Source organism: Sulfuriferula plumbiphila, assembly GCF_009938015.1.
Classification (GTDB): domain Bacteria; phylum Pseudomonadota; class Gammaproteobacteria; order Burkholderiales; family Sulfuriferulaceae; genus Sulfuriferula; species Sulfuriferula plumbiphila.
The window spans coordinates 744,624-767,993 of sequence record NZ_AP021884.1; the positions used below are offsets into that span (position 1 = coordinate 744,624).

Here is a 23,370-nt window from a genome sequence, read left to right on the forward strand (position 1 = left end):
AGTAAACAAGAGCTACTACGACCACTCTATGCGCTGTCTTCTTCGTGCACTGCAGGGTGAATTTGTGGGGAAACCTCAGGGTCGGACCCTATTTTTATGCCTTGGTTGTTCGGCGCCGTAGGTCTTCACCAGGTAATCCACCATCGCCGGGATGTCCTCGTCCGCGAACGGTGCATGGAATGTCTTCTTCATTTTCTTGACGGTGACTTCCCAGTAAGTGCGTGGCGACGGCGGTTGATATTGCACGTACTGAGCCGAATGACAGACCAGGCAGTTTTGCTGCACCAGTGGATAGCCGGGCAGATCGCTCGGCTGGTAGCGCGCGGTCTCTTCCGGCAAGGTGATCTCCAACGCCCAGACCGCAGAGGTCAACGTCAGCGACATCAGCAGCGCGAGCACGCCCCGCAAAGACTTGTTTTTTTGAATGTTCATTGGTTCCTCCTTATGCCGCGACGACGCGCGTGGTTTCAACGACATTGCGCATGTAGCCCGCAGGGTTCCACAACCCGGTCATGGGCTGGCTCTGGCCGATGCGGTTGAGCGCGCGCACCTTCAGCTCGTAAGTTCCCTTGCGGGGCGGTTTGAATGCCGCCGTCCATTCGCGGAACGAATAGCGGCCGAGATCCTTGCCCAGGCGCGCTGCGTTCCAGGTGCGGCCGCCGTCGGACGAGAAGGCGACTTCGGCGATGCCATAGCCACCGTCGAAGGCGATGCCGCGCACCACGGTTTCCCGCCCGGCGTGTACCTTGGCCCCGTCGGTGAGACTGGTGATGAAGGAGCGGACGTTGAAACGGTTGATCGGCGTGGTCTTGGCCGGTGCCGTCCCCGGCTCGACACAGGCACACGCGTTGTCGGGGATGCGGTAGGCCGTATTCATCCAGAAACCGTCGAACGCCTTGTCCAGCACGTGGATGTCCGACAGGTGCTTCACCCAGTAGGTACCGTAGTAACCCGGCACGATCAGCCGCACCGGGTAGCCGTTCAACATGGGCAAGTCCTCGCCGTTCATCGCCCAGGCCAGCATCACTTCGCCATCGAGGGCATGATCGATATTGAGCGCCTTCATGAAATCCGGACCGCCTTCGATCGGGGGCATGTCCATGCCGTTGAAGCTCACCTGAACGGCGCCGGCTTGCACGCCAGCCTTCTCCAGCACTTTCTTCAGCGGCACCCCGGTCCAGCGTGCATTGCCCATCGCCCCATTGGAGAGCTGTCCGCCGTTGGCGCGCGGCGTGAAGTGACCGCGGCTGTTGCCCGAGCATTGGTTAACGGCGATGATATCTACGGGATCAGCCAGGCGCTTGAGTTCGTCGAGCGACAACTCCAGCGGGGTATTCACCTTGCCGCCCACGCGCAGCCGGTAGGTTTGCGGGTCGATGGAGGTGGGAATGCCGCTCCAGTGATAGCGCACGAAAAAGGCATCATTCGGCGTGATCAGCCCATCATTGAAGACGCTAAAGGGTGTCTCAAGTTGCGGCGGCCGACTGGTCAGCAGAATCAGCGGCCGCTTTTGAGGAAAGGCGACCAGCTCGCGCTCGCCATTCTCGAACGGCAACATCACCTGCGCGGCACCAGCGGCGAGCGCCTGCAAGGGCCCCGCCCCCAGAGTGCCGCCGACACCGAGCGCACCCAGATATTTCAATAGCGTGCGTCGCGATTCCTGATAGGGTGCCGCAGTCTGACTGTCTTTCGCCTCAGGGGGGGATAGTGAAATCAAGGTCTTGCTCATTTTTTTTGTCTCCTCATGGTGGTATCTCTTATGGTTTGGGTGCCGGATGCCCGTGCGCTGGACCGAACTATCCGGACGGCTTGGTGAGACTGGCCTGCGCGAAGGCCAGGGCTTTCTTCTTCTGGGCCACCAGCACCAGCGGCTTGCCCTCGCGCGAGCTGACCACCTGCCAGTAGACATTGCCCCACCAGCCACTGCCTTCTTTCAGTTTGACTGGTGCGTCGAACGCGAACACGGTGACCATGCCGCCCTTTTCGAAGAAGGTGGTCAGGTGATACGCCAGCTTGCCGTCGATCTCGCAAGGCCGCATCAATTGCGGGTAGCCGGGCACGATCTGCCGATCTCCCAGACCCAAGTGCTTGAGCAGCGACCGGGCCTCCATGAAGTTGCCGCGCAGCGTGCGCTCGTAGTACTCGTGTTCGATCGCATCGCGCACCAGCGCGGGCGGGCGCATCGCCAGCACACCGCCTACACCGGTGACGAGCAACAGTAGTGCGCCGATGCTGCCCTGTATGTGGCGGCGCGCCAGCAACGGGGTGCGCCGCAGCAAGTGCGCCGGCGCCTGGCCGGGTTCAAAGGCCAGCGCCAACTCGGCGCGAACGCGCAGGTCAAACTCGCTGTCTTGGGGATCATGGGTCATCTCAAACCTTTCGCAGCACGGTGGCCGGGACGGCAGGTGCGGTGCCAGGGCTGCATAAGGGTTGCGGTCGCGTCGGCACCGCCATCGCCGCCTTCAGCGCGTCGCGTGCCCGAGCCAGTCTGGAGAGTACCGTGCCTGGCGCAATCTCCAGCGCTTCGGCCATCTGCGTGGTCGGCATGTCGTCGAAGTAGTACAGCACCAGCACCTCGCGGTGGATCGGTGCGATGCGGGACAGCGCCTTCACCACGTCGAGCCTGTCATCCAGGCCGACATCGGGCGCCTCCTGCTCGGGCAGATCCGCGTCGTCCAGCGACTGTGGTCCCGGCGTTAAATGACGCAGCGCGCCGCGCCGCATGATCTGGAACAGCCAGGCGCGCGCCAACTCGGGCTGGCGCAACTGGTCGCGGTGTTTCCAGGCGTTGGCGTAGCAGTCCTGCACCACGTCCTCGGCCACCGCGCGCGAGCCGGTCAAAGCCCATGCGCTACGCAACAGGAAGCGATAGTGCTCGCGCACCCATTGGTTATAGCTGGACTCGGCTGATTGAAATAACTGAAACATGTGTATAAGAGCACGGAGTAGGCCGCGTCATTCCATCAGGTCAACAAAATTCCGTCTTCGACCTGTAACACCCGTCGACGCTTTGCGGTGAAGCTACGAGACAGCCAGCCTCGCCAGCGTCATTCCGACTGTTCTCCCCATTTCCTGTGCTACCCCTTGCCGGGACAACAAAGCGGGATCATGTGCACAACCGCTAATTGCGGCAACAAGTAGAATGATGACCAAAAGCGGAAATCTCGTTTTATTTTCTTTATTTAATGCATAACATGTTAGCTAACCGGGTGGCGGAACGCGCAGCGCGGCGGGAACCCAAAAGCGCCGCTTTTTGAAACAAAAAGGCCACATCTTGCTTTATAAGATCCCCCCTCCATTGCTACGGATAATAGAGTTAAGCGCATAAAAAAATGGGCAGCACCGGATTCTGTTTTTTCCGGTGTGTTTTCGGCTTGGTGGGTGACCTCTGTTGTAGGCAAATTAGCTCGATCGACATGCGCTTCGTTTGGCGCCCATGCTACACCCCCACCTTCTCCCCGGCCTTTTTCGGGGCGCCGTTTCCCGGATGCTGCCACAGCGCCTTGCCTGCGAACAGGGCAAAAACCGGTGCGCCTGCGATCAGGTACCAGTAGTAGGTGGTGAAGCGCCACATCAGGAGGACTGCGCCCAGCGTCGCGTGATCGAGCACCGGCGCCAGCAGCGCGGTGAAGCTCAATTCAACGCCGCCGCTGCCGCCGGGCAGCATGCTGAACTGGCCGGCGGTCAGCGCCAGCATCTGGATGAGGAAGCTGTAGGCCCAGGAGATATGACGATCCAGCCCCACAATGAGCACATACAGAATGCTATAGCGCATCAGCCAATGGCCCACGCACAGCACGTAGATGGCGAGCAGGCGTGCGCGTGACAGGCCCAGGGTGAGACGCAATCCCTGGCGGAAGCGCAACAGCATACGAGCCAAGCGTCGGCGGGCAGCAGGGGAAACCCGCCACTTCCGCAAGTGCTTGCCACCCCATAGCAAGGCGGAACGATGGTGTCTTGCCGCCAGCCATGCCAGGGCCATGACGCTCATCAGCAATCCTGCCAGCAGCGCAAGCTGCCAGCCTGCCCGCAGCTGTTCTGGCTGGATGAACAGGGCAAGCGCGATGACAAGCAGTGCCGTGGTAAAGAACAGCATATCCATCAGGACATCCAGCGCATACAGGGCAGCGCCATCGCTGCCGGGTACGCCATGGCGTCGCAGCAGGAATACATAGGTGAGGGGACCGCCGCTGCCCGCCGGTGTGGCGCAAAAGGCGAATTCAGTGGCCATGACCGTGGCCAGGGCACGTCCGTGCGCCATGGGCTGCCCGATGCCGCTGAGCATGAGGCGCAAGCGCCCGGCGTTGAAATTCCAGCCGACGAAAATCATCGTCAGCACCACGCCCAGCAGGGATAACGGAAATGTCGCCAGACGCTGGAACAGACCGCTGCCGCCATACAACAGCGGAATACTCAGACCCAGTACCAGCCCAAACGCCACAAGCCAGAGGGAGCGCCTCATGGGCAGCTATTCACCCATTGCGCCTTGGTTTGCGGAGTTCGGGTGGCTAACAGTGTTTCCAGTGTTTCCAGCCAGAAACGCACGGCCTCGCCATAGCGCATGTCTATGGGATGCAGACCCAGCCTCAACAGGGGGCTGGATAAGCTTTGCGTCAGACGGAACCGGTTCCAGTGGCGCGAGGCCAGACGCCGCCAGGCGCTGCGCGAGCTCCACACCAGCGTTGGCGTGTCCAGGCGCTGCCAATCCGGCAGGCGGATGAGTCCGCTCAGGTCGCTGGTGTAGCGCAGCGGGAAGTGGCGCAGGGCGGCTTGCGTTCCCTTGCTCATCAGCCAGGCCGGGGCGACGAAGCCGGCCACCGGCCAATGATAGCGGCTGAACAGTTCCAGTCCCCATTCCAGGCGTTCCCTGGCGCGCATTTCATCCAGACTATAGAACTCGCCTTCATGCGTGTAGATGCGGCGCATGAACAGATTCACCGGGCTGGGGTAGAGGGGGCTGTCATCGTTGTGATAATAACCATGCAGAACGACTTCGTCGCCACGTGCGATACGCTGCTCGATGGCGTTCCTGAAGTCCGGAAAGCGGTCCAGGTGGAGTTGGCGGTGGAAGTCGGGTACTACCAACAAGGTCAAGGGTACGCTTCCCATGGCATCCACCGCATGGATGAAGTCCCGGTAGACCGCCCAGCTTGCCGGCGTCACGTCATGCAGAACCACACTGACGGCAAGGCTGGCAGGCTGATCAGGCACGGCGGCTTTCCTCTGTTTTCTGGTCTGTATGGCCGGTTAATTCGTGATATTGCCCGAGGAGTTGAACCAGTATCCTGTCCCAGGCATAAAACTCCTCGACCCGTTTGCGGGCCAGGCGACCCATGCCATGGTGGCCGTCGGCAAACAGGTTGCGCGCGGCTTGCGCCAGTGCCGGGGCGCTCACCGTTTCGGCCAGCAGGCCGCAACCGGGCACGACCAGTTCGGCGACCGCGCCCTTGCGGGTGCCGATTACCGGAATGCCGCTCGCCATTGCCTCGAGCACCACCAGGCCGAAGGTCTCGCTGTCACCGGCGTGAATCAGCGCATTGCTGCTGGCCAGATAGCGGGCGATCCGGTCAGCCGGGACATACTCATGGATCACGCTGACGTTGTCTGGCACGCCGCGCGGCATGCCCGGCCCAACCAATAGTAAATGATAATTTTTGCCCAATAGTTCCATGGTCCGGAGCAGTATGGGGATATTTTTTTCGCGTGCGGCGCGGCCGGCGAAGATGAGCAGGTAAACGCCGTCAGCAATGCCCAGTGCCTGTTTAAGGGACGGATCCCGATGGCGCGGATGGAATTGCGTGGTATCGACCCCGAGCGGTTGCAGTCTCACCCTTTCCACGCCCAGCCTGAGCAGTTTGTCGGCCATCACCTGACTGGGTGCGAGAACGCGGTCAAACTGGCGGTAAAGTTTGCATATGTAGCTGTCCAGTAAAGGATCCGTCCAGTGTCCGAGCCGGGAATTCACCAGGCGCGGCAAATCGGAGTGATAAAAGCCGACCGCCGGTACGCCCAGGCATTGTCCCGCGTCTATGCAGGCCCATGCCGTGACGTAAGGATCGCCAGCCTCGATGAGGTCCGGGCGAAGCCGGGTCAGGGTGTCCACCCAGCTTTTTTTGCGCAGCGGAAACCGGTAGCCATGGCCAAAAGGGAGTAGCGGCGCCGGTACAGTGTGGAAGAAATCATGGTGGGCGCGTTGCGAACCCGGAACAACCAGGCTGTGTTGCGCGCGTCCCGTCAACCCACGGTGTTTGGCTTCAAGATAGGTACGTACGCCGCCACTGACCGGCGTATAGAACATGGTGACGTCAGCGATATGCATACGTGGAGCTTACCATTGCGACCTTACAATTTATCCAGGAGCCTGTCGGACCTGAAGAATCGTAGCGAAAAGCTTCAAGCAGGCAATCCGCACAGCCGATTCCCTTTAAGTCCGGGCTCCCAGGACACATTGGGCAAATGATCGTGCCTTGAAGCGAGGCGTGAAACTGACGGATTGAAGAGTATGCACGGATCAAAGCGACGGTCAATAGTTAGGCATTATTCTGCCGTCTTTGACTGCAAGTGTATGTCTGTTTGCGCACATTATTATATTGCCGCAATGGGTACGACATTTTTATACACCATAACTGATGATCCGAATGTGTTCTGCCGGTATCTCTATCAAGGGGCGATAAAAATGAGCCTTATGCATGTATTTACCCGGTCCACCCTGGTTCTGGCACTGGCGGCTATTCGATGGTGCCCAGTATTTTCCGGATCACGTCCCACACAAATCCCCGGCTCTGCAAAAAGCGTATCTGCCTGGCTTGTTCCTGCGCGCTGGCGGGAATCTGCCCGAATTTGCGCGCCCATACGGCGCGGGCGCGTTCCAGTTCGGTGTCGCGGACGTTGGCCAGGGTAGTGTTGATCAGGTCTTCGTCGATGCCTTTTTCGCGTAATTCAAACGCGAGTTTACGGCTGCCGTAGCGGCTTTGTCTGGCATTGACCATCTGCTCTGCGTAACGCGCATCGGATAGCCAGCCACGCGCTTGCAGGTCGTCGAGGAGGGTATTCAGTTCATCCGGGCTGTCGGTGTGCGGGGCGAGCTTGCGCATCAGTTCCATGCGGGAATGTTCGCGCCGGGAGAGGGCTTCGAGCGCGCGCGCGCGCAGGGATTTTTCAGGGGGCTTGGGCATTACCATGCTTCCAGCCGGTGCCGCGGTTCCAGGTTTATGCCGTCATTCCAGGCTTGGCCAGAAATGACGGCATCGCGGTGATAATTACGCGCCGACTTCTGCCGTAACGGCCATCGGTGCGACACCAATCGCCGCGCGCACTTTATTTTCAATCTCGTGGGCGACCTCGGGGTGCTCGCGCAGGTATTCGCGCGCGTTGTCTTTGCCCTGGCCGATTTTTTCGCCGTTATAGGCATACCAGGCGCCGGATTTTTCCACCAGTTTGTGCTCCACGCCGAGCTCGATGATTTCCCCCTCGCGCGAGATGCCTTCGCCGTAAAGGATATCGAATTCAGCCTGCTTGAATGGCGGCGCGACCTTGTTCTTGACGACCTTGACGCGAGTCTCGGAGCCGATCACTTCGTCGCCTTTCTTGATTGCGCCGGTGCGGCGGATGTCGAGGCGCACCGAGGCGTAGAATTTGAGTGCATTGCCGCCGGTGGTGGTCTCCGGGTTGCCGAACATGACGCCGATTTTCATGCGGATCTGGTTGATGAAGATCACCAGGGTATTGGTGCGCTTGATGTTGCCGGTGAGCTTGCGCAACGCCTGGCTCATCAGGCGGGCTTGCAGGCCCATGTGCGAGTCGCCCATTTCGCCTTCGATTTCGGCCTTGGGAGTCAACGCCGCCACCGAGTCTATCACCACCACGTCCACCGAGCCGGAGCGCACCAGCATGTCGGCAATTTCCAGCGCCTGCTCACCGGTGTCGGGCTGCGAGATGAGCAGGTCGGAGACATTCACCCCGAGTTTTTGTGCGTATTGCGGGTCGAGCGCGTGCTCGGCATCAATGAACGCTGCGGTGCCGCCCAGTTTCTGCATTTCGGCGATGACCTGCAGGGTGAGCGTGGTTTTGCCGGAGGATTCCGGACCGAAGATTTCAACCACGCGGCCGCGCGGCAAACCGCCGACGCCCAGCGCAATATCTAAGCCCAGGGAGCCGGTGGAGACCACCTGAATATCGCGCACGACTTCGCCATCGCCGAGGCGCATGATGGAACCTTTGCCGAAGCTTTTTTCGATTTGTGCCAGGGCGGCGGCGAGGGCTTTGCTTCTGTTTTCGTCCATGTGTTTTTCCTCAAATTAGTGCGGGATTATGGCATAAACCGTTAGAACCCGTTAGCCACGGGCGAATGGTTTTTGTCTAGTCCAGCAACTCAATCACCCCGCGCAACGCGGCAGCCACGGCGCGCGCGCGAATTTCATCGCGGTCGCCGCATAACCTGCAGGTGGTGGCGAGGCGGGTACCGTCCTGCATCGCCCAGGCTATGCACACGGTGCCGACGGGTTTTTGCGGGGTGGCGCCGCCGGGCCCGGCAATGCCGGAGATGGCCAGGGCGATCTGCGCGCGGCTGTGGGCGAGTGCGCCCTGCGCCATTTCCAGTACGGTGGGTTCGGATACCGCGCCCGATGCTTGCAGCGTGGCGTTTTTCACCCCCAGCATGTCGTGTTTGGCGGCGTTGCTGTAGGTGATGAAGCCGCGCTCATACCAGGCCGAGCTGCCCGGCACGGCGGTGATCAGCATGCCCGCCCAGCCGCCGGTGCAGGACTCGGCGCTGGCGAGCATGATGCCGCGCCGGCTGAGGGCCTGGCCGGTTTGTTCGGCCAGTTGGTAGAGTGCTGCGTCGGTCGGTCTCATGGCAGAATTTTTTGCGCGAGGAACAGTGCCAGCAAAGTGTAGCCAGCCGCCAGCAAGTCGTCGAGCATGACGCCGAAGCCATTTTTCAGGCGCGCATCGAATTGGCGGATGGGAAACGGCTTCCAGATATCGAACAGCCGGAACAGGCCAAAGGCAGCGGCGACCCACAGCGGCGTTTGCGGGGTGGCAGCGAGCACGATCCAGAACGCGGCAATCTCATCCCAGACGATGCCGCCGTGATCCGCCACGCCCAAATCGCGTCCGGTTTTGCCGCAAATCCAGATGCCGGCGACAACCGCGATGCCGATGATGAGGTACAGCTGGGTCGGCGTGGCGAACCAGGCCAGCAGGTAGTACAGCGGCAGCGCGGCCAGGGTGCCAAACGTGCCCGGCGCCCTGGGTGCGAGTCCGCTGCCCAGACCAAAGGCGAGAAAATAGGCCGGGTGGCGGGTGATGAAACGCCAGTCAGGCGGAAAAGTGGTCATAGCCGGTGTGGCGCATATCCAGAACTTGTCCTTGTGCATCGCGCACTATCAGGCCTGGCTCGGCGCGAATGCTGCCGATGGCAGTGAGCCGCACGCCGAGGCGGGCGGCGATTTCGCCGAGTGCCTTACGGTGTGCGACGGGTGCAGTGAAACACAGCTCGTAGTCGTCACCGCCGCTCAGTACGCAGGCATCAAATTCCGGATGTGCGGCATAGTCATGGACGATTTCACCCAATGGCAAATGCGTATATTCAACGATGGCACCTACACCGGAGCGCGCCAGAATATGCCCCAAGTCAGCCAGCAGGCCATCCGACACATCGATTGCGCTGCGCGCCAGCCCGCGCAAGGCCAGGCCCAGTTCGACACGCGGCGTGGGGGTATATAGGCGCGCTGCCAGGGTGATCAGATCGGCGTCAGTCAGATTGACCCGGCCGTGCAGGGCGGCAAGTGCCAGTGCTGCGTCACCCAGCGTGCCGGATACCCAGATTTCATCGCCCGCCTGAGCGCCGTCGCGACGCAGGGCCTGGTTGGGCGGCACCTCGCCCAGGATAGTGAGGGTGAGGCTCAATGCGCCGCGCGTGGTGTCGCCACCCACCAGGCTCACGCCAAATTGATCGGCACAGCGATACAGTCCCGTTGCGAACGCCGCCAGCCAATCATCGTCTACTTCCGGCAGTGTCAGCGCCAGCGTCGCCCAGCGCGGCGCGGCACCCATCGCGGCGAGATCGGAGAGATTGACCGCGAGGCTTTTCCAGCCGAGCTTTTCCGGGTCGGCATCGGCGAAAAAATGCACATCGGCGACCAGGGTGTCGGTGGAAACGGCGAGCTGCATCCCGGTTGCGGGTTGCAGCAGGGCGCAATCGTCGCCCACTCCCAGCACCGCGCCGGGTGTGGCGCGGGAGAAATGACGCTGAATCAGGCCGAATTCGGAAGTCATGGATGTTGCATTGCCATCCTGGCGGTTAGCTTGCGGTTTTCTGGGTCATCAACCCTGGCGGCGCGGCGCGTTCACTTCCACTGTGCGCACCTCGGCAGCCAGCTTGTCCATCACGCCGTTGACGTATTTGTGGCCATCGGTACCGCCGAATATCTTGGCGAGTTCGACCGCTTCGTTGATGACGACGCGATACGGCACTTCCAGATGATGCAGCAGCTCCTGCGTGCCCAGCAGCAGAATGGCATGCTCCACCGGGCTCAGTTCCGCAGGCTTGCGATCCAGATAGGCAGCGAGCCGCAGGTCCAGCGCCGGTGCTTCATCGACCACGCCATTCAGTAGTGCCAGGAACATTTTTTCATCAATGTTGCGATACACGGGATCGTCGCGCAGCTGTTTGACGATATCGGCAGTCGGCTGATGGTTGAGCAGCCACTGATACACGCCCTGCACTGCGAATTCGCGGGCCTTGCGACGATTGCCGCTCATAGCTGTTTGAGCAGGTTGGCCATTTCGATCGCGCATTCGCCCGCTTCGGCGCCTTTTACCGACATGCGCGAGGTGGCCTGGTGATCGGTATCGGTGGTCAATACGCCATTGGCAATAGGCACGCCGGTATCGAGCTGGATACGCGCGATACCGTTGGCCATTTCGTTGGCAACCACCTCGAAATGATAGGTATCGCCGCGCACCACGGCGCCCAGCGCCACCAGCGCGTCGAATTTTCCGCTCATGGCCATTTTGCGCAGCGCCAGCGGAATTTCCAGCGCACCCGGCACGGTGGCGAGGAGCAGGTTGCCGGTTTTCACGCCGCGTTTGCCAAGTGCGGTGGTGCAAGCCGCCAGCAAACCCTCGCAAATGTCCATGTTGAAGCGGCTCATGACGATGCCGATACGCAATGCGCTGCCGTCGAGACTGGATTCAAGTTCGGGAATATCGTCGTAGCTTGCCATGATTTATTTCTCCTGATGAGACTGGATTGCATGTATTGCCTGTGCAAGGCGGGGGCGGGTTCAGGTGTTCTCGTCGTAGCCTGTCACTTCCAGATCGAATCCCGCCAGCGACGGCATTTTGCGCTGAGTAGCCAGCAGGCGCATTTTGCCCACGCCGACGTCTTTCAAAATCTGCGCGCCAATGCCATGGTTGCGCGCGTCCCATTTTTGCGGAAGCCTGACACCGGCTTCAGGCATAGCGCGGGTGAGCAGTTCTGCTGCGCTCTCCGGACGGTGCAGCAGGACGACAACGCCCTTGCCCACCGCAGCGATTTTTGCCAGGGCCTGGTTGACACTGTAGGCATGGGTACGGCTGCCGACTTCGAGCATGTCCATCACCGACACTGGCTCGTGTACCCGCACCAGCGTTTCGCTGGCGGCGCTGATTTCGCCCTTGACCAGGGCCAGATGAGCTGCCCCGGAGATTTTTTCACGGTAGGCGATGAGCTGGAATTCGCCGTAAACCGTCTCGATACAGCGGCTGCCTGCACGCTCCACCAGGCTTTCATTGTGGCTGCGGTAGTGGATCAGGTCGACGATTGCGCCAATTTTCAGGCCGTGAATTTTGGCGTATTCCAGCAAATCCGGCAGACGCGCCATGGTACCGTCATCCTTGAGGATTTCGCAAATCACTGCGGCAGGTTCCAGGCCGGCCAGCCCGGCCAGATCGCAGCCTGCCTCGGTGTGGCCGGCACGAATCAGCACGCCGCCGGGTTGGGCGCGCAGCGGAAAAATGTGGCCCGGCTGGATGATGTCGGCGGCCTTGGCGTGTTTGGCGACGGCGGCCTGAATGGTAAGCGCCCGGTCGGCGGCGGAAATGCCGGTGGTAACCCCTGTGGCGGCTTCGATGGAGACAGTGAAAGCAGTGCTATAGGGCGTCTGGTTATCGGCCACCATCTGGCGCAAGCCCAGTTGCTTGCAGCGCTCGTCGGTCAGCGTCAGGCAAATCAGGCCGCGTCCGTGCTTGGCCATGAAGTTGATCGCTTCGGGGGTGGCGAATTCGGCCGCCATCACCAGATCGCCCTCGTTTTCGCGGTCTTCCTCGTCCACCAGTACGACCATTTTTCCGGCTTTCAGGTCGGCGATGATGTCTTCGATAGGGCTCAGGCTCATGTTTGATCTCGATAATTAAGGATGCGTTCGGCGTAGCGCGCCATCATGTCCACTTCCAGATTGACCCGGCTGGCAGGTTGGAGCGTATGCAGATTGGTATGTTCCAGCGTATGCGGAATAAGGTTGATGCTGAAACGGTCGCCGTCTACGCGATTAACGGTGAGGCTCACACCGTTGACGGTGATGGAACCTTTGCTGACGACAAAGCGGGCCAGATCGCCGGGAGCTCGGATGACCAGTTCGAAGCAATCCCCGGCCGGCGCGAAATGCAGCACCTCACCCACCCCGTCCACATGGCCGGAAACCAGGTGTCCGCCGAGACGGTCGGACAGGCGCAGCGCCTTTTCCAGATTGACCAGGCCGTGTTCAGGAAAGCCCGTCGTACAGCGGAAAGTCTCTGCCGATACGTCTACCGAGAAGCTCGCCGCACCCAGCGCCACGACGGTCAGGCACACACCGTTGCAGGCGATGGAGTCACCTGGCGCCACGTCGCTCAAATCCAGATGGGCGGCGTCGATCACCAGGCGTGCATCCGCGTTTCTGGGTTCCACTGCCGCCACCTTGCCTACTGCCTGAATAATGCCTGTAAACATGTTAGTTCTTTTCAAATTGTGCAGTGATGCGTATATCGGCACCGACCTGACGTATGTCGCGCAGCACCAGTTTGCGGCGCTCTTGCATCTGCGCCGGTTCGGCCAGGGAAAACAGGCCACGCGCCGTGTCACCCAGCAATACCGGGGCGACATACATCACCCATTCATCCACAAATCCAGCCGCGATCAGCGCGCCGTTGAGTGTGGCACCGGCTTCGGTCATCACTTCATTTATCCCGCGCTGCGCCAGGAGTGACAATAGCGCCCCCAGATCAACCTGCCCGGCATCACCCGGCAGACAGCGGATTTCTGCCCCGGCGGCTTCCAGTCCGGCGCTGCGCCGGGCGTCCGGTTCGGCACAGGCAATCAGGGTCGGGGCACCGCCCAGTATATTCGCCGAGGGCGGGGTTTGCAGGCGCGAATCGACGATGACCTTGAGCGGCTGGCGCGTGGTTTCCACTGCGCGCACATTCAGTTCCGGATTATCCGCCAGCACCGTACCGATACCGGTCAGAATGGCGCATGAACGCGCACGCAGCCGGTGCACGTCGCGGCGCGCAGGCTCTCCGGTGATCCATTTGCTGGCACCGCCGGATAAGGCCGTTTTGCCATCCAGCGAACTGGCGGTCTTGATGCGCAGCCACGGATGCCCCATGACCATGCGCTTGATAAAGCCCGCGTTGAGTTCACGCGCCTGCGCTTCGAGCAGGCCGCATTCAGTCGCAATCCCGGCCTTTTGCAGCAGGGCCAGACCATTGCCCGCCACCTGGGGGTTGGGATCCTGCATGGCGGCCACGACGCGTGCCACGCCTGCGGCTATCAACGCCTCGGCGCAGGGCGGGGTGCGCCCATGGTGGCTGCACGGCTCAAGCGTGACGTACACCGTGGCACCGCGCGCTGCGTCGCCGGCCTCGCGCAGCGCGTGGATTTCGGCATGCGGCTGTCCGGCCTGCTGGTGCCAGCCGCTGCCGACCATCGCTCCATTCCTGACAATCACACAGCCCACGCGCGGATTCGGGCTGGTAGTGTACAGGCCGTGCTCCGCAAGCTGCAGCGCGCGCGCCATATGGATGTAATCTGTCTGCGAAAACACAGGTTTATTTGTCGAAGTCCTTGAGCACGTCGCGGAAGTCGCCCACATCCTGGAAGCTCTTGTACACTGAGGCAAAGCGGATGTAAGCGATCTTGTCCAGGCGCTTCAACTCGTTCATCACCATCTCGCCAATCTGGCGCGCGGGCAATTCACGTTCGCCCAGCGACAGCACTTGTTTGACGATGCGCCCAATCGCCGCATCCACATATTCGGTCGGTACCGGGCGCTTGTGCAGCGCGCGGCGAAAGCCCTCGTGCAGTTTTTCCTGGCTGAATTCCTGGCGCACGCCGTTGCTTTTAATCACCTGCGGCAGGCGCAGTTCTATGGTTTCGTAGGTGGTAAAGCGCTTGTCGCAAGACGTGCAGCGGCGCCGGCGACGAATCGAGTCGCCGGCTTCGGAAAGGCGCGAATCAACGACCTGGGAGTCGAACGCGCTGCAGAACGGACATTTCATGAAGACGGTTTGTAGCGGGTAAGGTAATAGTCAGCAGCAGGCAGCCTGGTTGGGCGGCACGCTACCCGTTCATCCGTACACCGGATATTTCTTGCACAAGGCTTGCGCGGCAGTGGCCGCGCGCCCAATGACCGCCTCGTCATTGGGCGCGTCGAGCACATCGGCAATCAGGTGCGCCAGTTGCTCGGCTTCCAGTTCCTTGAAACCGCGTGTGGTCATTGCCGGCGTGCCGATGCGGATGCCGGAGGTGACGAAGGGTTTTTGCGGATCGTTGGGGATGGCGTTTTTGTTGACCGTGATGTGCGCCCGTCCGAGCGCGGCTTCTGCCTCCTTGCCGGTAATGCTTTTGGCCTGCAAGTCCACCAGAAACAGATGCGAATCGGTGCGGCCGGAGACAATGCGCAGGCCGCGTTCCTGCAGCACCTTCGCCATCACGCGGGCGTTATCGATCACCTGCTCCTGGTACAACTTGAAGTCCTTGCCCATTGCCTCCTGAAACGCCACTGCCTTGGCGGCGATGACGTGCATCAGCGGACCGCCCTGCAAGCCCGGGAAGATGGCGGAATTGATCGCCTTTTCGTGTTCGGCTTTCATCAGGATAATGCCGCCTCTGGGACCGCGCAGCGTCTTGTGCGTGGTGGAGGTTACCACATCCGCATGCGGTACCGGATTGGGATACACCCCCGCCGCGATCAGTCCGGCGTAGTGCGCCATATCCACCATGAAAATCGCGCCGACTTCCCTGGCTATTTTGGCAAAGCGCTCGAAGTCGATGTGCAGCGAATACGCCGAGGCGCCAGCGATGATGAGTCTGGGCTTATGCTCACGGGCAAGCGCTTCCATACGCGGGTAATCGATTTCTTCTTTTTTATTCAGGCCGTAGGCCACGGCGTTGAACCACTTGCCCGACATGTTGAGCGCCATGCCGTGGGTGAGGTGTCCGCCTTCAGCCAGGCTCATGCCCATGATGGTATCGCCCGGCTTGAGGAAGGCCAGGAATACCGCCTGGTTGGCCTGCGAGCCAGAATGCGGCTGCACGTTGGCGGCTTCCGCACCGAATAATTTCCTGATACGGTCAATTGCCAGTTGTTCGGCGATATCCACATATTCGCAGCCGCCGTAGTAGCGCTTGCCGGGATAGCCTTCCGCGTATTTGTTGGTCAGCACCGAACCCTGGGCTTCCATTACCGCCGGACTGGCATAATTTTCCGAAGCGATCAGCTCGATGTGATCTTCCTGGCGGCCGCGTTCTGCCTCCATGGCTTTCCAGAGAGCGGGATCGGTTTGGGCGAGAGTGTGCTGAGGGTTAAACATCGGTCGGCATCCTGTGGGTAATCAAGCTGCGCATTTTATCATGCCATAGCGCGGAAAATGTGTAGAAAAAACTGACACCTAACCCGGCTTGCTTGAAAAACATGAGTATAATTCATGGACAGACGAATCTTTTTTCGTTTGCCAGTCCACGCCTTTCCCGGGAAGGAAGGTGTGAGCAGGATGTTTTCATTGTCAAGTAAATACAGACTGGAGATGATGATGACCCGTTCCCTGTTGATTGCTGCAATGATGGCCCTGACCCTGACCGCGTGCAGTAAGAAAGAAGCGCTACCTACGCCTTCTACAGGCGCTGCCGATGCTGCTGCTAATGATGCCAAAGCGGCTGCCGACAAGGCTGTTGAAGCTGCAGGCCATGCTGTTGATGCAAGCAAGGACGCCGCCAAACACGCTGCCGCAGTCGTCGAAGGCGCCGCCAAAGGCGCTGTCGATGGAGCCAAAGACGCGATGAAGAAGTAACACGGCTTATTTGTCTGACGCCCATTTTCCCCCTGGTTTCTCGGGCGTTTAATTTCGACACGTAGCGCCTCAATCTCGCCTCACAGCGCCTTGAGTACGAGCTTCAGACCAGGTGACCGCATAGGCGAGCGCGACAATACCCTGCACTGTGCCGCTCGGCACTGCCGAGCGCTGGCGTGGACGCGGCCAGCTCGAGATACAAGGCCGGGATGGTAGCTAGGTGATGAGGAGCACCGGCCAATGCAGTCGTGAGCCCCTGCTCAGCGCACGCGCATTGTCGTGAGGCGACGGCCCCGCCTCATCAAGGCTTTCATTTTCCACCTGGGGAGTTTAGATTCATGGCGTTTGCATCCTGCTGATGCCATTAGTCCGTACCGCCGAAAAGGAAGCGTCATGACGCCAAACCCAGCAGTTGCGCCATCTTTGTCCACCATCACCCTGGCCGGGGGCTGTTTCTGGTGCCTGGAAGCAGTGTACGAGCGCTTGCAGGGGGTGCATAAGGTGACCTCGGGTTATATGGGCGGCCATACCGGCAACCCCAGCTATGAGGATGTTTGCACAGGTAGCACCGGTCACGCAGAGGTGGTGCAGATTGAATTCGACCCGGCGGAACTGAAACTCGAAACGCTGCTGGAGGTGTTTTTTACCATACACGACCCTACCACGCTGAATCGCCAGGGCAACGACCGCGGCACGCAGTATCGCTCAGCGATTTTCTACCATACGCCCGCACAGCAGGCGGCGGCCGAAAAAATGGTCGCGGATCTGACTGCACGGCAGGTCTGGGCGAACCCGATTGTCACCGAAATCAGTCCGGTCACGACCTTTTATCCGGCAGAGGATTACCACCAGGAGTATTTCCGCAACCACTCACAGCAGCCGTATTGCCAACACGTTGTGGCGCCCAAGCTGAGCAAGTTCTTGCAGGTTTTTCCGGACAAAAGCCGCATGTTCGGGCGCGAATAAAATGGCCAGCAAAACCCTGAATACCCGGCAGAAGCAAGTGTTCCAGGTGCCGCAGCAGAAACCGCGCAATACTGCTGCGCTGGCGTTGCGCGGCAAGCCGGGTGGCGCCGACGGCAAGGGCAGCGGCGCGCAACGCGCGGCATTGAAGCGTTTGCTGAAACGCGGCGAAAACCAATAAACCGTGAAAAAGCCGTTAACCAAGGGAGGCACGGGGAAATGACAAAGGCAAAAATGGAAAGACAAAAATCAAGTCCGGAGAGGGACTTGGCTTTTGCTTTCCTGTATTCCCTATTTCCCGTGACCGTGGTTAGTGGCGTTTTTTAGGCTTGAACCGATTGGCGCGTGTATTAGGCGTCGAAGCTGGTGGTGCCTGTTACCACTGGCTGGCCAGCGTTGACCCAGGCTTCAAAGCCACCCACCATGGATACCGGCCTGGTGTAGCCCAGACGCTGCAGGTTGAGGGTGGCCAGCGCAGAGCGGCCACCGGTTTTGCAATACAGCAGGATTTCGGCATCCTTGTTGGCCAGGGCGGGATGATCGCTGGTTTTGAATTCCAGCACGCCGCGCGGAATGTTCACCGCATTGGGCAAGCGTCCGGCATCGAATTCGGCCGGTTCGCGCACGTCAATCACCACGGCACCTGCGCTAATGCGCTGGGCAGCGCTGTTGGCATCGACTTCCCTGATCTGGGCTTTGGCTTCTGCGACGAGTTGTTGAGGCGTCATGCTCATTGGGTTTCTCCTGTAAAAAATCAGTGTTGATTGCGCATGTGGTCGGCCACTTTAGCAAATGCGGCAGACAGTTCGTTGCGCAGTTGCTGGTCTTTGACCACCTCTTGCAAGGCGGTGTCCATGCATAGCAGCCACTGGTCGCGCTCGGATGCGCTGATCGGAAAAGACAGGTGGCGGCGGCGCAGCATGGGGTGACCGTATTCTTGCACATACAGTTGCGGTCCGCCCATCCAGCCGCACAGGAATTTGAACAATTTGTCTTCCGAGCCCTGCAGGTTTTCCGGGTGCAGTTTGCGGACGCCGTAGGACTCGGGCAGTTCGTCCATGATCTGGTAAAAGCGCTTGACCAACGTGCGTACCTGATCAGCGCCGCCGATGCGGTGGTAGTGGCTGGTGATGGTTGTGATTTCAGCTTGCATGGTTCTCCTGTTCGCCTCCGCGCCGGTTAGGCCATAGCGCCATCACTCAGGCGTGGTATGCGCAGCTTCATATTGGGCAGCTATATTATCCTACTTGTGCTGGATGAAGGCGAGCATACATGACGCCGCCGACAGCGGCCAGATAAGCAGCCATGACGCGGCGCAGGCCCATGAAATAGCTCACACCAGGTTGTCCTTTGACGAGGGTGAGCGTCAGCACTCACTGCCATGAGTGCCTGGCCGTGGGGAACCCGGCTCGAAAGTGATCGGCGAGCCCGAGCAGCATGTTGCCGTGTTCATTGCGGTGTTTCTTCAACTTTTACCCAGACATTCCCCTGGGTGGAATTGTTGCCACTGGCATGGCCAGGTAACGCCTTGTTTTGCTGATTATTCCGGGTGTCGGCAGCGCCAAGTTGCGTCCATTCGCCAAGCCGGGTGGTGATGGTGGTGGAAAGTCGTTGCACGTTGATTGCGCCATTGCCCGCCGGGCTATCCAGTTGCGGGCTGATTTCCAGCGTCACGCGCCGGCCATTGAGGTGCGGCGTAGCGTAAAAACCGCTGCCGATGTCACGGTATACCGTGCTGTCCGAAATAATGGCACCACTGGGTGACAGATAGACTTGATGCAGCCGCATGGGCAGGGACACGCCGGCCTGAATGTAGGCGCGCCCGCCATCGGCCACGCGCAGTATCTGGCCGACTTGCTCTGCACGGTTGTGCTGGCGGTTGTCCAGGCGCACGTCAGCAGCGCTGCTGCCGCCGTGTACGCTGGCAGTGACGCCGTCGCGGCCAGAAATGGGCTGGTGCAGCGGTAGCGAATCGCCGCCGCCACTGCGGCTGGCCACCGCCAGTTCGTGCTGCTGGCTGTTTTGCTGGCGGTGCTGGCTGACATAAATCAGCAACTGGCGTACCGGTTTGTCGAGTGCCGCCAGTGCAGCTTTGATCTGCGCGCGATTGGCGCTGGAGGCGCGCAAGATAATCTGGTCGTTGATGCCGGTCAGCACACCGCCCGGTTCCAGCAGCGGGCGCAGTGCCGGCAGCACTTCGTTGGCGCTGCGGTTTTGCAGGGTGATCACTTCCATCCCGTTGGCCAGCGCCAGTGCGGGCAACAGGCAGAAGAGTGCGATGACGCGGTGCAGCGCGCGCATGGCTATTTGTCCAGCGCTTCTTTTTCCATCAACAGATAGGTATTGTAGGCGTTGGGGCGGTTGGCCTGCGCGAAAGCAGGCAGTTTGGCGTATTTGGACCAGTCGGTGCGTGCGTAGGCTTCGTCGAATGGCACCAGATCGCGTACTGCTTTACCCATTTCGGCGCGCACATAATTGAGATAATCGCGGGTCAGGGTCAGGTCAGCCAGCGGCGCAGTGGAAACCGCGCCATGCCCCGGCACCAGTACGCGCGGCTTCAATGCGATGAGCTTGTTGAGCGAGGCCAGCCAGGCTTTGCTGTCGGCGTCGCCGACGAACGGCACGCGGCCTTTGAATACCAGGTCGCCCGCGTACAGCACGCCATCTTCCTGCACCAGCATGGCCATGTCCTCGGCAGAGTGCGCCGGGCCGACATAACGCAATGCAAAATGGATGCCGCCCATGTCGAAATCGGTATCGCCGTCCAGCCATTTGTCAGCAGGGGTGAGATGCGTATTTTCGTCCACCCACGGGAACAGCACTTCCTTGCGCTGCGCCAGGCGATCGGCGGCGGCCTCGGTATTGACCGCGCCCTGGCCGTTTTTATGCGCCCACACTTCCGCGCCCAGCGCCTTGAATACCTGGGTGCCGTAATAGTGGTCGGCATGGTAGTGGCTGATGATGACGCGTTTGATCGGCTGCCTGGTGATCTTGTGGATTTGTTTGACCATCTCGGCCGCCAGCGATGGTGTGCCCAGCGTATCGAATACCACCACTCCGGCCGGAGTGACGACAAATCCGGCGTTGGACATGTAGCCCTCGTTGGCAGAAGAGGCGGCGCCGGATAGCCCCTGCACGTAGTAGCTATGGGCACCCACTTTGATCGGTGTGACCTTGACGCCGACAGCGGCGTATTCCGCACCATGGGCGAATGAAACCAGACAGGCCAGGAATATCGCGACGAGTGTTTTCATGGGTGTGCCCTCCTTGTATTATCGTGTTTCCTGGGCATTGTACGCGCGACAGTCGGCGCTGCGGTATGGTATCTTCACAGCGTCGTAGACAGGCTCATTGAGGACAGATTTTGATCAAGAAGAATTGGCTGCCTTTCGTGCTGGCGTTCGTGCTGCCGATCGTGCTGGTGTTCTGGTGGTGGGGCGGATTCAACCGGGCGACGATCGGGCAGACGGTGTCAGGCCCCTATCATTATGTCTACGCCGAACACACCGGCGACTACGGCAAGATACCCGACATCCAGATCAAGGTTGCCGATGCGCTGCGCGCCCAGGGCATCACGCCGGGTGCGCCCATCGCCATTCTCTACGACGATCCGCGCACCACGCCCAAAAGCCGGCAGCGTGCGCGCGTCGGCTATTTGTTGGCACCGGGTGTGTCCATCAAGGCGCCGCTGCAAGTGGGTGACATTGCTGCGCGCCCGGTGCTCGCGGCGCGCGTGCAGGCCAGCATGTTGCTGGCACCCAGCACTGCCTACCAGGCATTGCACGATTACCTCAAGACCAGCGGCCAGGATATCCGCATGCCCACGGTGGAGATTTATGTGCCGGGAAAATCCATCAACCAGATGGGTATTCTCACCGTGGAAATGCCAATTTAACCGGCAGGCGGCGCGATGACCTTCTTCTCACTGCTCGCCGCCCTGCTGCTCGAACATTTCCGGCCGCTCGGCCACCCGCTGCCGCATTACCAGGCGTTTTGGCGCTACGCCCAATACATCGAGCGCCAGCTCAACACCGGGCAATATCAGCATGGCGTGCTTGCCTGGCTGGTGGCGGTGTTGCCCGTCCTGATTACGGTTGGCGTGGTGTATTTCCTGCTGGGTGCGGCAAGTCCGCTGCTGGCCTGGGCGTGGAGCGCGCTGGTGGTGTATGTGACGCTGGGCTTCAAGTATTTCAGCAAAATCAGCGCGCGCATCGCGCGCGCGCTGGAAGCGGGCGACCTGGACACTGCGCGTAACGCATTGGCCGAATGGCGCGGCCTGGATGCCAGCATGCTGAATGCCGACGATATCGCCCGGCTCGCCACCGAACGCACCCTGGAGAGCGCGCATCGGCAGATGTTCGGAGTGATTGTGTGCTTTGTATTGCTGTCGCCGCTGGGGCCGGTGGGTGCGGTACTGTATCGCCTGGCCTCGATTCTCGGGCGCAAGTGGGGCAGTGCGGGCAGTGCCGGACAGTTTGGTGAATTTGCCGCACGTGTGTATTACTGGATTAACTGGATTCCGGCACGGCTCACCGCACTGAGCTTTGCCGTGGCGGGTGATTTCGAGGATGCCATGTATTGCTGGCGTACCCAGGCGCAGGACTGGCCTGATGCCAGCGAAGGGATCGTGCTGGCCAGCGGCGCCGGCGCACTCGGGGTGCGCCTGGGGCTGGCGATCAGCGCTGCGGGCGGGCGGCTGCAGCGTCCCGAGCTCGGCCTCGGCGACAGCGCCGATGCGCAATACCTGGGCAGCGCGGTGAGCCTGAGCTGGCGCGTACTCGGGCTGTGGCTTCTGACATTGCTGCTGATTACACTGGCCAAGCTGGCGGGATAAATTTTGCTGAACGCAATCTGGGTCGGTTTTTTTCTCATTGCGTTTGTCTTCGCTGCCGTCAACCTGGTGTTTTTCGGCCATGCCGACAGTTTTGCGCTGGTGATGAAAGCGGCCTTCGACGCGGCAAAAAACGGCTTCGAAATCGCCCTGGGGCTGACCGGTGTGATGGCGTTGTGGCTGGGCGTGATGCGGGTGGGCGAGCGTGCCGGTTTTTTGCAAGGGCTGACCTGGCTGATGGCACCGCTGTTTCAGCGCCTGTTCCCCGACGTGCCGCGCAACCACCCTGCGCTGGGTGCCATCACCATGAACATGGCGGCCAACATGCTGGGGCTGGACAATGCCGCCACGCCGATCGGCATCAAGGCCATGCAGGAATTGCAGACCCTCAACCCGGACAAGAAAACCGCTTCGGACGCGCAGATTCTGTTTCTGGTGATCAATGCGTCCTCGGTTACGCTGCTGCCGGTGACCATCTTCACTTATCGCGCCCAGGCCGGGGCGCACGACCCCACTGATGTGTTCATTCCCATCCTCATCGCGACTTATTGCTCGACCATGGCTGGCTTGCTGGCGACGGCGTTTTACCAGCGTATCAACCTGCTTGATCGTGTAGTGCTGGCTTATCTTGCCGCAATCAGTGCAGCGGTGTTCGGCCTGGTGGCGTATTTCGCGCAATTGCCGGCGGCGCAGATGCTGCACCAGTCGGCGCTGGTGAGTAACGTGCTGTTGTTCGGCCTGGTCACGCTGTTTATCGGCGGCGCGGCGGTCAAGCGCGTCAATGCCTACGAAGCGTTTATCGAGGGCGCCAGGGATGGTTTCCATACCGCCGTCACCATTATCCCGTATCTTGTTGCGATGCTGGTGGCGATTGCCGTATTGCGCGCCAGCGGCGCGCTGGATTTGCTGATGAATGGCGTGCGCAGCGGCGTGGCAATGCTGGGCTGGGACACCCGCTTCGTCGATGCGCTGCCGACCGCGCTGATGAAGCCGCTGTCCGGCAGCGGTGCGCGCGCGATGATGATCGATACCATGCACAGCTTCGGCGCGGATTCTTTCGCCGGGCGGCTCGCTTCCGTGATCCAGGGTAGTACCGAAACCACTTTTTATGTGCTCGCCGTGTATTTCGGTGCGGTCGGCATCCAGCGCGTACGCCATGCCATTGTCTGCGGCTTGTTGGCGGATCTGGGCGGGCTGGTCGCGGCGATTGCAGTGACGTATCTGTTTTTTGGGTAATGCGCTTTGCCACGGGGAACACCGGGAGC

At 60.5% G+C, this 23,370-nt stretch carries 30 protein-coding genes; 6 read left to right on the forward strand and 24 right to left on the reverse strand.

The window, feature by feature from the left end; translation table 11 throughout:
- Positions 1–75 precede the first annotated feature (75 nt).
- The 19 genes from sorB to glyA all read right to left on the reverse strand — a co-directional run bounded on the left by sorB (position 76) and on the right by glyA (position 15,834).
- The gene (gene sorB / locus GZH91_RS03975) at positions 76–432 is read right to left on the reverse strand and encodes a SorB family sulfite dehydrogenase c-type cytochrome subunit (RefSeq protein ID WP_147074518.1); all 357 of its coding nucleotides are present in this window, start codon (positions 430–432) and stop codon (positions 76–78) included.
- Positions 433–442: 10 nt separating this feature from the next.
- Positions 443–1,729, reverse strand: coding sequence for a SorA family sulfite dehydrogenase catalytic subunit (gene sorA, locus GZH91_RS03980; RefSeq protein WP_147074517.1), 1,287 nt, complete (start codon positions 1,727–1,729; stop codon positions 443–445).
- Between the two features lie 67 nt (positions 1,730–1,796).
- Positions 1,797–2,369, reverse strand: coding sequence for a hypothetical protein (locus GZH91_RS03985; protein ID WP_147074516.1), 573 nt, complete (start codon positions 2,367–2,369; stop codon positions 1,797–1,799).
- Between the two features lies 1 nt (position 2,370).
- A complete protein-coding gene (locus GZH91_RS03990) occupies positions 2,371–2,928 on the reverse strand; it encodes an RNA polymerase sigma factor (RefSeq protein WP_147074515.1) in 558 nt (185 codons plus the stop codon).
- Between the two features lie 511 nt (positions 2,929–3,439).
- The gene (locus GZH91_RS03995) at positions 3,440–4,462 is read right to left on the reverse strand and encodes a lysylphosphatidylglycerol synthase transmembrane domain-containing protein (RefSeq protein ID WP_147074514.1); all 1,023 of its coding nucleotides are present in this window, start codon (positions 4,460–4,462) and stop codon (positions 3,440–3,442) included.
- Positions 4,459–5,211, reverse strand: a complete 753-nt coding sequence (locus tag GZH91_RS04000; protein ID WP_147074513.1) for a DUF2334 domain-containing protein — start codon at positions 5,209–5,211, stop codon at positions 4,459–4,461. The genes GZH91_RS03995 and GZH91_RS04000 overlap by 4 nt, the downstream gene beginning before the upstream one ends.
- Positions 5,204–6,319: a glycosyltransferase family 4 protein gene (locus GZH91_RS04005; protein ID WP_147074512.1), complete on the reverse strand. Its 1,116-nt coding sequence runs from the start codon at positions 6,317–6,319 to the stop codon at positions 5,204–5,206. Before GZH91_RS04005 ends, GZH91_RS04000 begins: the two co-directional genes overlap by 8 nt.
- A 409-nt stretch (positions 6,320–6,728) precedes the next feature.
- The gene (recX, locus tag GZH91_RS04010; RefSeq protein WP_147074511.1) at positions 6,729–7,175 is read right to left on the reverse strand and encodes a recombination regulator RecX; all 447 of its coding nucleotides are present in this window, start codon (positions 7,173–7,175) and stop codon (positions 6,729–6,731) included.
- A gap of 84 nt (positions 7,176–7,259) precedes the next feature.
- Entirely contained in the window at positions 7,260–8,282 is a 1,023-nt protein-coding gene (gene recA / locus GZH91_RS04015) for a recombinase RecA (RefSeq protein WP_147074510.1), read from the reverse strand.
- A 76-nt stretch (positions 8,283–8,358) separates the two neighbouring features.
- Entirely contained in the window at positions 8,359–8,853 is a 495-nt protein-coding gene (locus GZH91_RS04020) for a CinA family protein (protein WP_147074509.1), read from the reverse strand.
- Complete coding sequence (locus tag GZH91_RS04025) at positions 8,850–9,338, reverse strand: phosphatidylglycerophosphatase A family protein (RefSeq protein ID WP_147074508.1); 489 nt, start codon at positions 9,336–9,338, stop codon at positions 8,850–8,852. The genes GZH91_RS04020 and GZH91_RS04025 overlap by 4 nt, the downstream gene beginning before the upstream one ends.
- Entirely contained in the window at positions 9,319–10,278 is a 960-nt protein-coding gene (thiL, locus tag GZH91_RS04030; protein WP_147074507.1) for a thiamine-phosphate kinase, read from the reverse strand. Before thiL ends, GZH91_RS04025 begins: the two co-directional genes overlap by 20 nt.
- Before the next feature lie 48 nt (positions 10,279–10,326).
- Positions 10,327–10,764: a transcription antitermination factor NusB gene (gene nusB, locus GZH91_RS04035; RefSeq protein ID WP_147074506.1), complete on the reverse strand. Its 438-nt coding sequence runs from the start codon at positions 10,762–10,764 to the stop codon at positions 10,327–10,329.
- Positions 10,761–11,228 carry a 6,7-dimethyl-8-ribityllumazine synthase gene (gene ribH, locus GZH91_RS04040; protein ID WP_147074505.1) on the reverse strand — a complete coding sequence of 156 codons (468 nt, stop codon included), beginning with the start codon at positions 11,226–11,228 and terminating at the stop codon, positions 10,761–10,763. Before ribH ends, nusB begins: the two co-directional genes overlap by 4 nt.
- A 60-nt stretch (positions 11,229–11,288) precedes the next feature.
- Positions 11,289–12,380, reverse strand: coding sequence for a bifunctional 3,4-dihydroxy-2-butanone-4-phosphate synthase/GTP cyclohydrolase II (gene ribBA, locus GZH91_RS04045; protein WP_147074504.1), 1,092 nt, complete (start codon positions 12,378–12,380; stop codon positions 11,289–11,291).
- Positions 12,377–12,973, reverse strand: a complete 597-nt coding sequence (locus GZH91_RS04050) for a riboflavin synthase (protein ID WP_147074503.1) — start codon at positions 12,971–12,973, stop codon at positions 12,377–12,379. Before GZH91_RS04050 ends, ribBA begins: the two co-directional genes overlap by 4 nt.
- Before the next feature lies 1 nt (position 12,974).
- Positions 12,975–14,039 carry a bifunctional diaminohydroxyphosphoribosylaminopyrimidine deaminase/5-amino-6-(5-phosphoribosylamino)uracil reductase RibD gene (gene ribD, locus GZH91_RS04055; protein WP_198415393.1) on the reverse strand — a complete coding sequence of 355 codons (1,065 nt, stop codon included), beginning with the start codon at positions 14,037–14,039 and terminating at the stop codon, positions 12,975–12,977.
- Between the two features lie 31 nt (positions 14,040–14,070).
- A complete protein-coding gene (gene nrdR, locus GZH91_RS04060) occupies positions 14,071–14,520 on the reverse strand; it encodes a transcriptional regulator NrdR (RefSeq protein ID WP_147074501.1) in 450 nt (149 codons plus the stop codon).
- 69 nt (positions 14,521–14,589) lie between these two features.
- On the reverse strand, positions 14,590–15,834 hold the full coding sequence (gene glyA, locus GZH91_RS04065) for a serine hydroxymethyltransferase (RefSeq protein WP_147074500.1): 1,245 nt from the start codon (positions 15,832–15,834) through the stop codon (positions 14,590–14,592).
- 114 nt (positions 15,835–15,948) lie between these two features.
- Here glyA and GZH91_RS04070 point away from each other — a divergent pair, with 114 nt between their 5' ends.
- From GZH91_RS04070 to GZH91_RS04080, 3 genes are all read left to right on the forward strand, one after another.
- A complete protein-coding gene (locus GZH91_RS04070) occupies positions 15,949–16,311 on the forward strand; it encodes a hypothetical protein (RefSeq protein ID WP_198415394.1) in 363 nt (120 codons plus the stop codon).
- Between the two features lie 393 nt (positions 16,312–16,704).
- A complete protein-coding gene (gene msrA / locus GZH91_RS04075; RefSeq protein WP_147074499.1) occupies positions 16,705–17,277 on the forward strand; it encodes a peptide-methionine (S)-S-oxide reductase MsrA in 573 nt (190 codons plus the stop codon).
- Position 17,278: 1 nt separating this feature from the next.
- A complete protein-coding gene (locus GZH91_RS04080) occupies positions 17,279–17,455 on the forward strand; it encodes a hypothetical protein (protein WP_161984165.1) in 177 nt (58 codons plus the stop codon).
- A 169-nt stretch (positions 17,456–17,624) separates the two neighbouring features.
- On the opposite strand, the gene GZH91_RS04085 is transcribed toward GZH91_RS04080, so the two are convergent.
- From GZH91_RS04085 to GZH91_RS04100, 5 genes are all read right to left on the reverse strand, one after another.
- Positions 17,625–18,008: a rhodanese-like domain-containing protein gene (locus tag GZH91_RS04085; RefSeq protein ID WP_147074498.1), complete on the reverse strand. Its 384-nt coding sequence runs from the start codon at positions 18,006–18,008 to the stop codon at positions 17,625–17,627.
- Between the two features lie 20 nt (positions 18,009–18,028).
- Complete coding sequence (locus GZH91_RS04090) at positions 18,029–18,427, reverse strand: group II truncated hemoglobin (protein WP_147074497.1); 399 nt, start codon at positions 18,425–18,427, stop codon at positions 18,029–18,031.
- Between the two features lie 85 nt (positions 18,428–18,512).
- Positions 18,513–18,647 carry a hypothetical protein gene (locus GZH91_RS18230; RefSeq protein WP_269778470.1) on the reverse strand — a complete coding sequence of 45 codons (135 nt, stop codon included), beginning with the start codon at positions 18,645–18,647 and terminating at the stop codon, positions 18,513–18,515.
- 76 nt (positions 18,648–18,723) lie between these two features.
- Positions 18,724–19,575: a secretin N-terminal domain-containing protein gene (locus GZH91_RS04095; RefSeq protein ID WP_147074496.1), complete on the reverse strand. Its 852-nt coding sequence runs from the start codon at positions 19,573–19,575 to the stop codon at positions 18,724–18,726.
- 2 nt (positions 19,576–19,577) lie between these two features.
- The gene (locus GZH91_RS04100) at positions 19,578–20,528 is read right to left on the reverse strand and encodes an MBL fold metallo-hydrolase (RefSeq protein ID WP_147074495.1); all 951 of its coding nucleotides are present in this window, start codon (positions 20,526–20,528) and stop codon (positions 19,578–19,580) included.
- A 110-nt stretch (positions 20,529–20,638) separates the two neighbouring features.
- On the opposite strand from GZH91_RS04100, the gene GZH91_RS04105 reads away from it, so the two are divergent.
- The 3 genes from GZH91_RS04105 to GZH91_RS04115 are packed head-to-tail and all read left to right on the forward strand — an operon-like array spanning position 20,639 to position 23,341.
- Positions 20,639–21,169 carry a GyrI-like domain-containing protein gene (locus GZH91_RS04105; RefSeq protein ID WP_147074494.1) on the forward strand — a complete coding sequence of 177 codons (531 nt, stop codon included), beginning with the start codon at positions 20,639–20,641 and terminating at the stop codon, positions 21,167–21,169.
- A gap of 15 nt (positions 21,170–21,184) precedes the next feature.
- Complete coding sequence (locus GZH91_RS04110) at positions 21,185–22,108, forward strand: CobD/CbiB family protein (RefSeq protein ID WP_147074493.1); 924 nt, start codon at positions 21,185–21,187, stop codon at positions 22,106–22,108.
- Positions 22,109–22,111: 3 nt separating this feature from the next.
- Complete coding sequence (locus GZH91_RS04115) at positions 22,112–23,341, forward strand: nucleoside recognition domain-containing protein (protein WP_147074492.1); 1,230 nt, start codon at positions 22,112–22,114, stop codon at positions 23,339–23,341.
- Positions 23,342–23,370: the final 29 nt, after the last annotated feature.

Excerpts from the sequence above, each read along its gene's own strand:
- thiL (WP_147074507.1), bottom strand. The coding sequence starts at position 10,278 with ATGACTTCCGAATTCGGCCTGATTCAGCGTCATTTCTCCCGCGCCACA.
- sorA (WP_147074517.1), bottom strand. The coding sequence starts at position 1,729 with ATGAGCAAGACCTTGATTTCACTATCCCCCCCTGAGGCGAAAGACAGT.
- ribBA (WP_147074504.1), bottom strand. The coding sequence starts at position 12,380 with ATGAGCCTGAGCCCTATCGAAGACATCATCGCCGACCTGAAAGCCGGA.
- recX (WP_147074511.1), bottom strand. The coding sequence starts at position 7,175 with ATGCCCAAGCCCCCTGAAAAATCCCTGCGCGCGCGCGCGCTCGAAGCC.
- GZH91_RS04005 (WP_147074512.1), bottom strand. The coding sequence starts at position 6,319 with ATGCATATCGCTGACGTCACCATGTTCTATACGCCGGTCAGTGGCGGC.
- GZH91_RS04100 (WP_147074495.1), bottom strand. The coding sequence starts at position 20,528 with ATGAAAACACTCGTCGCGATATTCCTGGCCTGTCTGGTTTCATTCGCC.
- GZH91_RS04095 (WP_147074496.1), bottom strand. The coding sequence starts at position 19,575 with ATGCGCGCGCTGCACCGCGTCATCGCACTCTTCTGCCTGTTGCCCGCA.
- GZH91_RS03985 (WP_147074516.1), bottom strand. The coding sequence starts at position 2,369 with ATGACCCATGATCCCCAAGACAGCGAGTTTGACCTGCGCGTTCGCGCC.
- GZH91_RS03990 (WP_147074515.1), bottom strand. The coding sequence starts at position 2,928 with ATGTTTCAGTTATTTCAATCAGCCGAGTCCAGCTATAACCAATGGGTG.
- GZH91_RS04050 (WP_147074503.1), bottom strand. The coding sequence starts at position 12,973 with ATGTTTACAGGCATTATTCAGGCAGTAGGCAAGGTGGCGGCAGTGGAA.
- sorB (WP_147074518.1), bottom strand. The coding sequence starts at position 432 with ATGAACATTCAAAAAAACAAGTCTTTGCGGGGCGTGCTCGCGCTGCTG.
- GZH91_RS04080 (WP_161984165.1), top strand. The coding sequence starts at position 17,279 with ATGGCCAGCAAAACCCTGAATACCCGGCAGAAGCAAGTGTTCCAGGTG.
- GZH91_RS04070 (WP_198415394.1), top strand. The coding sequence starts at position 15,949 with ATGGACAGACGAATCTTTTTTCGTTTGCCAGTCCACGCCTTTCCCGGG.
- nrdR (WP_147074501.1), bottom strand. The coding sequence starts at position 14,520 with ATGAAATGTCCGTTCTGCAGCGCGTTCGACTCCCAGGTCGTTGATTCG.
- msrA (WP_147074499.1), top strand. The coding sequence starts at position 16,705 with ATGACGCCAAACCCAGCAGTTGCGCCATCTTTGTCCACCATCACCCTG.
- GZH91_RS04025 (WP_147074508.1), bottom strand. The coding sequence starts at position 9,338 with ATGACCACTTTTCCGCCTGACTGGCGTTTCATCACCCGCCACCCGGCC.
- recA (WP_147074510.1), bottom strand. The coding sequence starts at position 8,282 with ATGGACGAAAACAGAAGCAAAGCCCTCGCCGCCGCCCTGGCACAAATC.
- glyA (WP_147074500.1), bottom strand. The coding sequence starts at position 15,834 with ATGTTTAACCCTCAGCACACTCTCGCCCAAACCGATCCCGCTCTCTGG.
- ribH (WP_147074505.1), bottom strand. The coding sequence starts at position 11,228 with ATGGCAAGCTACGACGATATTCCCGAACTTGAATCCAGTCTCGACGGC.
- GZH91_RS03995 (WP_147074514.1), bottom strand. The coding sequence starts at position 4,462 with ATGAGGCGCTCCCTCTGGCTTGTGGCGTTTGGGCTGGTACTGGGTCTG.
- nusB (WP_147074506.1), bottom strand. The coding sequence starts at position 10,764 with ATGAGCGGCAATCGTCGCAAGGCCCGCGAATTCGCAGTGCAGGGCGTG.
- ribD (WP_198415393.1), bottom strand. The coding sequence starts at position 14,039 with ATGGCGCGCGCGCTGCAGCTTGCGGAGCACGGCCTGTACACTACCAGC.
- GZH91_RS04085 (WP_147074498.1), bottom strand. The coding sequence starts at position 18,008 with ATGAGCATGACGCCTCAACAACTCGTCGCAGAAGCCAAAGCCCAGATC.
- GZH91_RS04090 (WP_147074497.1), bottom strand. The coding sequence starts at position 18,427 with ATGCAAGCTGAAATCACAACCATCACCAGCCACTACCACCGCATCGGC.
- GZH91_RS04110 (WP_147074493.1), top strand. The coding sequence starts at position 21,185 with ATGACCTTCTTCTCACTGCTCGCCGCCCTGCTGCTCGAACATTTCCGG.
- GZH91_RS04020 (WP_147074509.1), bottom strand. The coding sequence starts at position 8,853 with ATGAGACCGACCGACGCAGCACTCTACCAACTGGCCGAACAAACCGGC.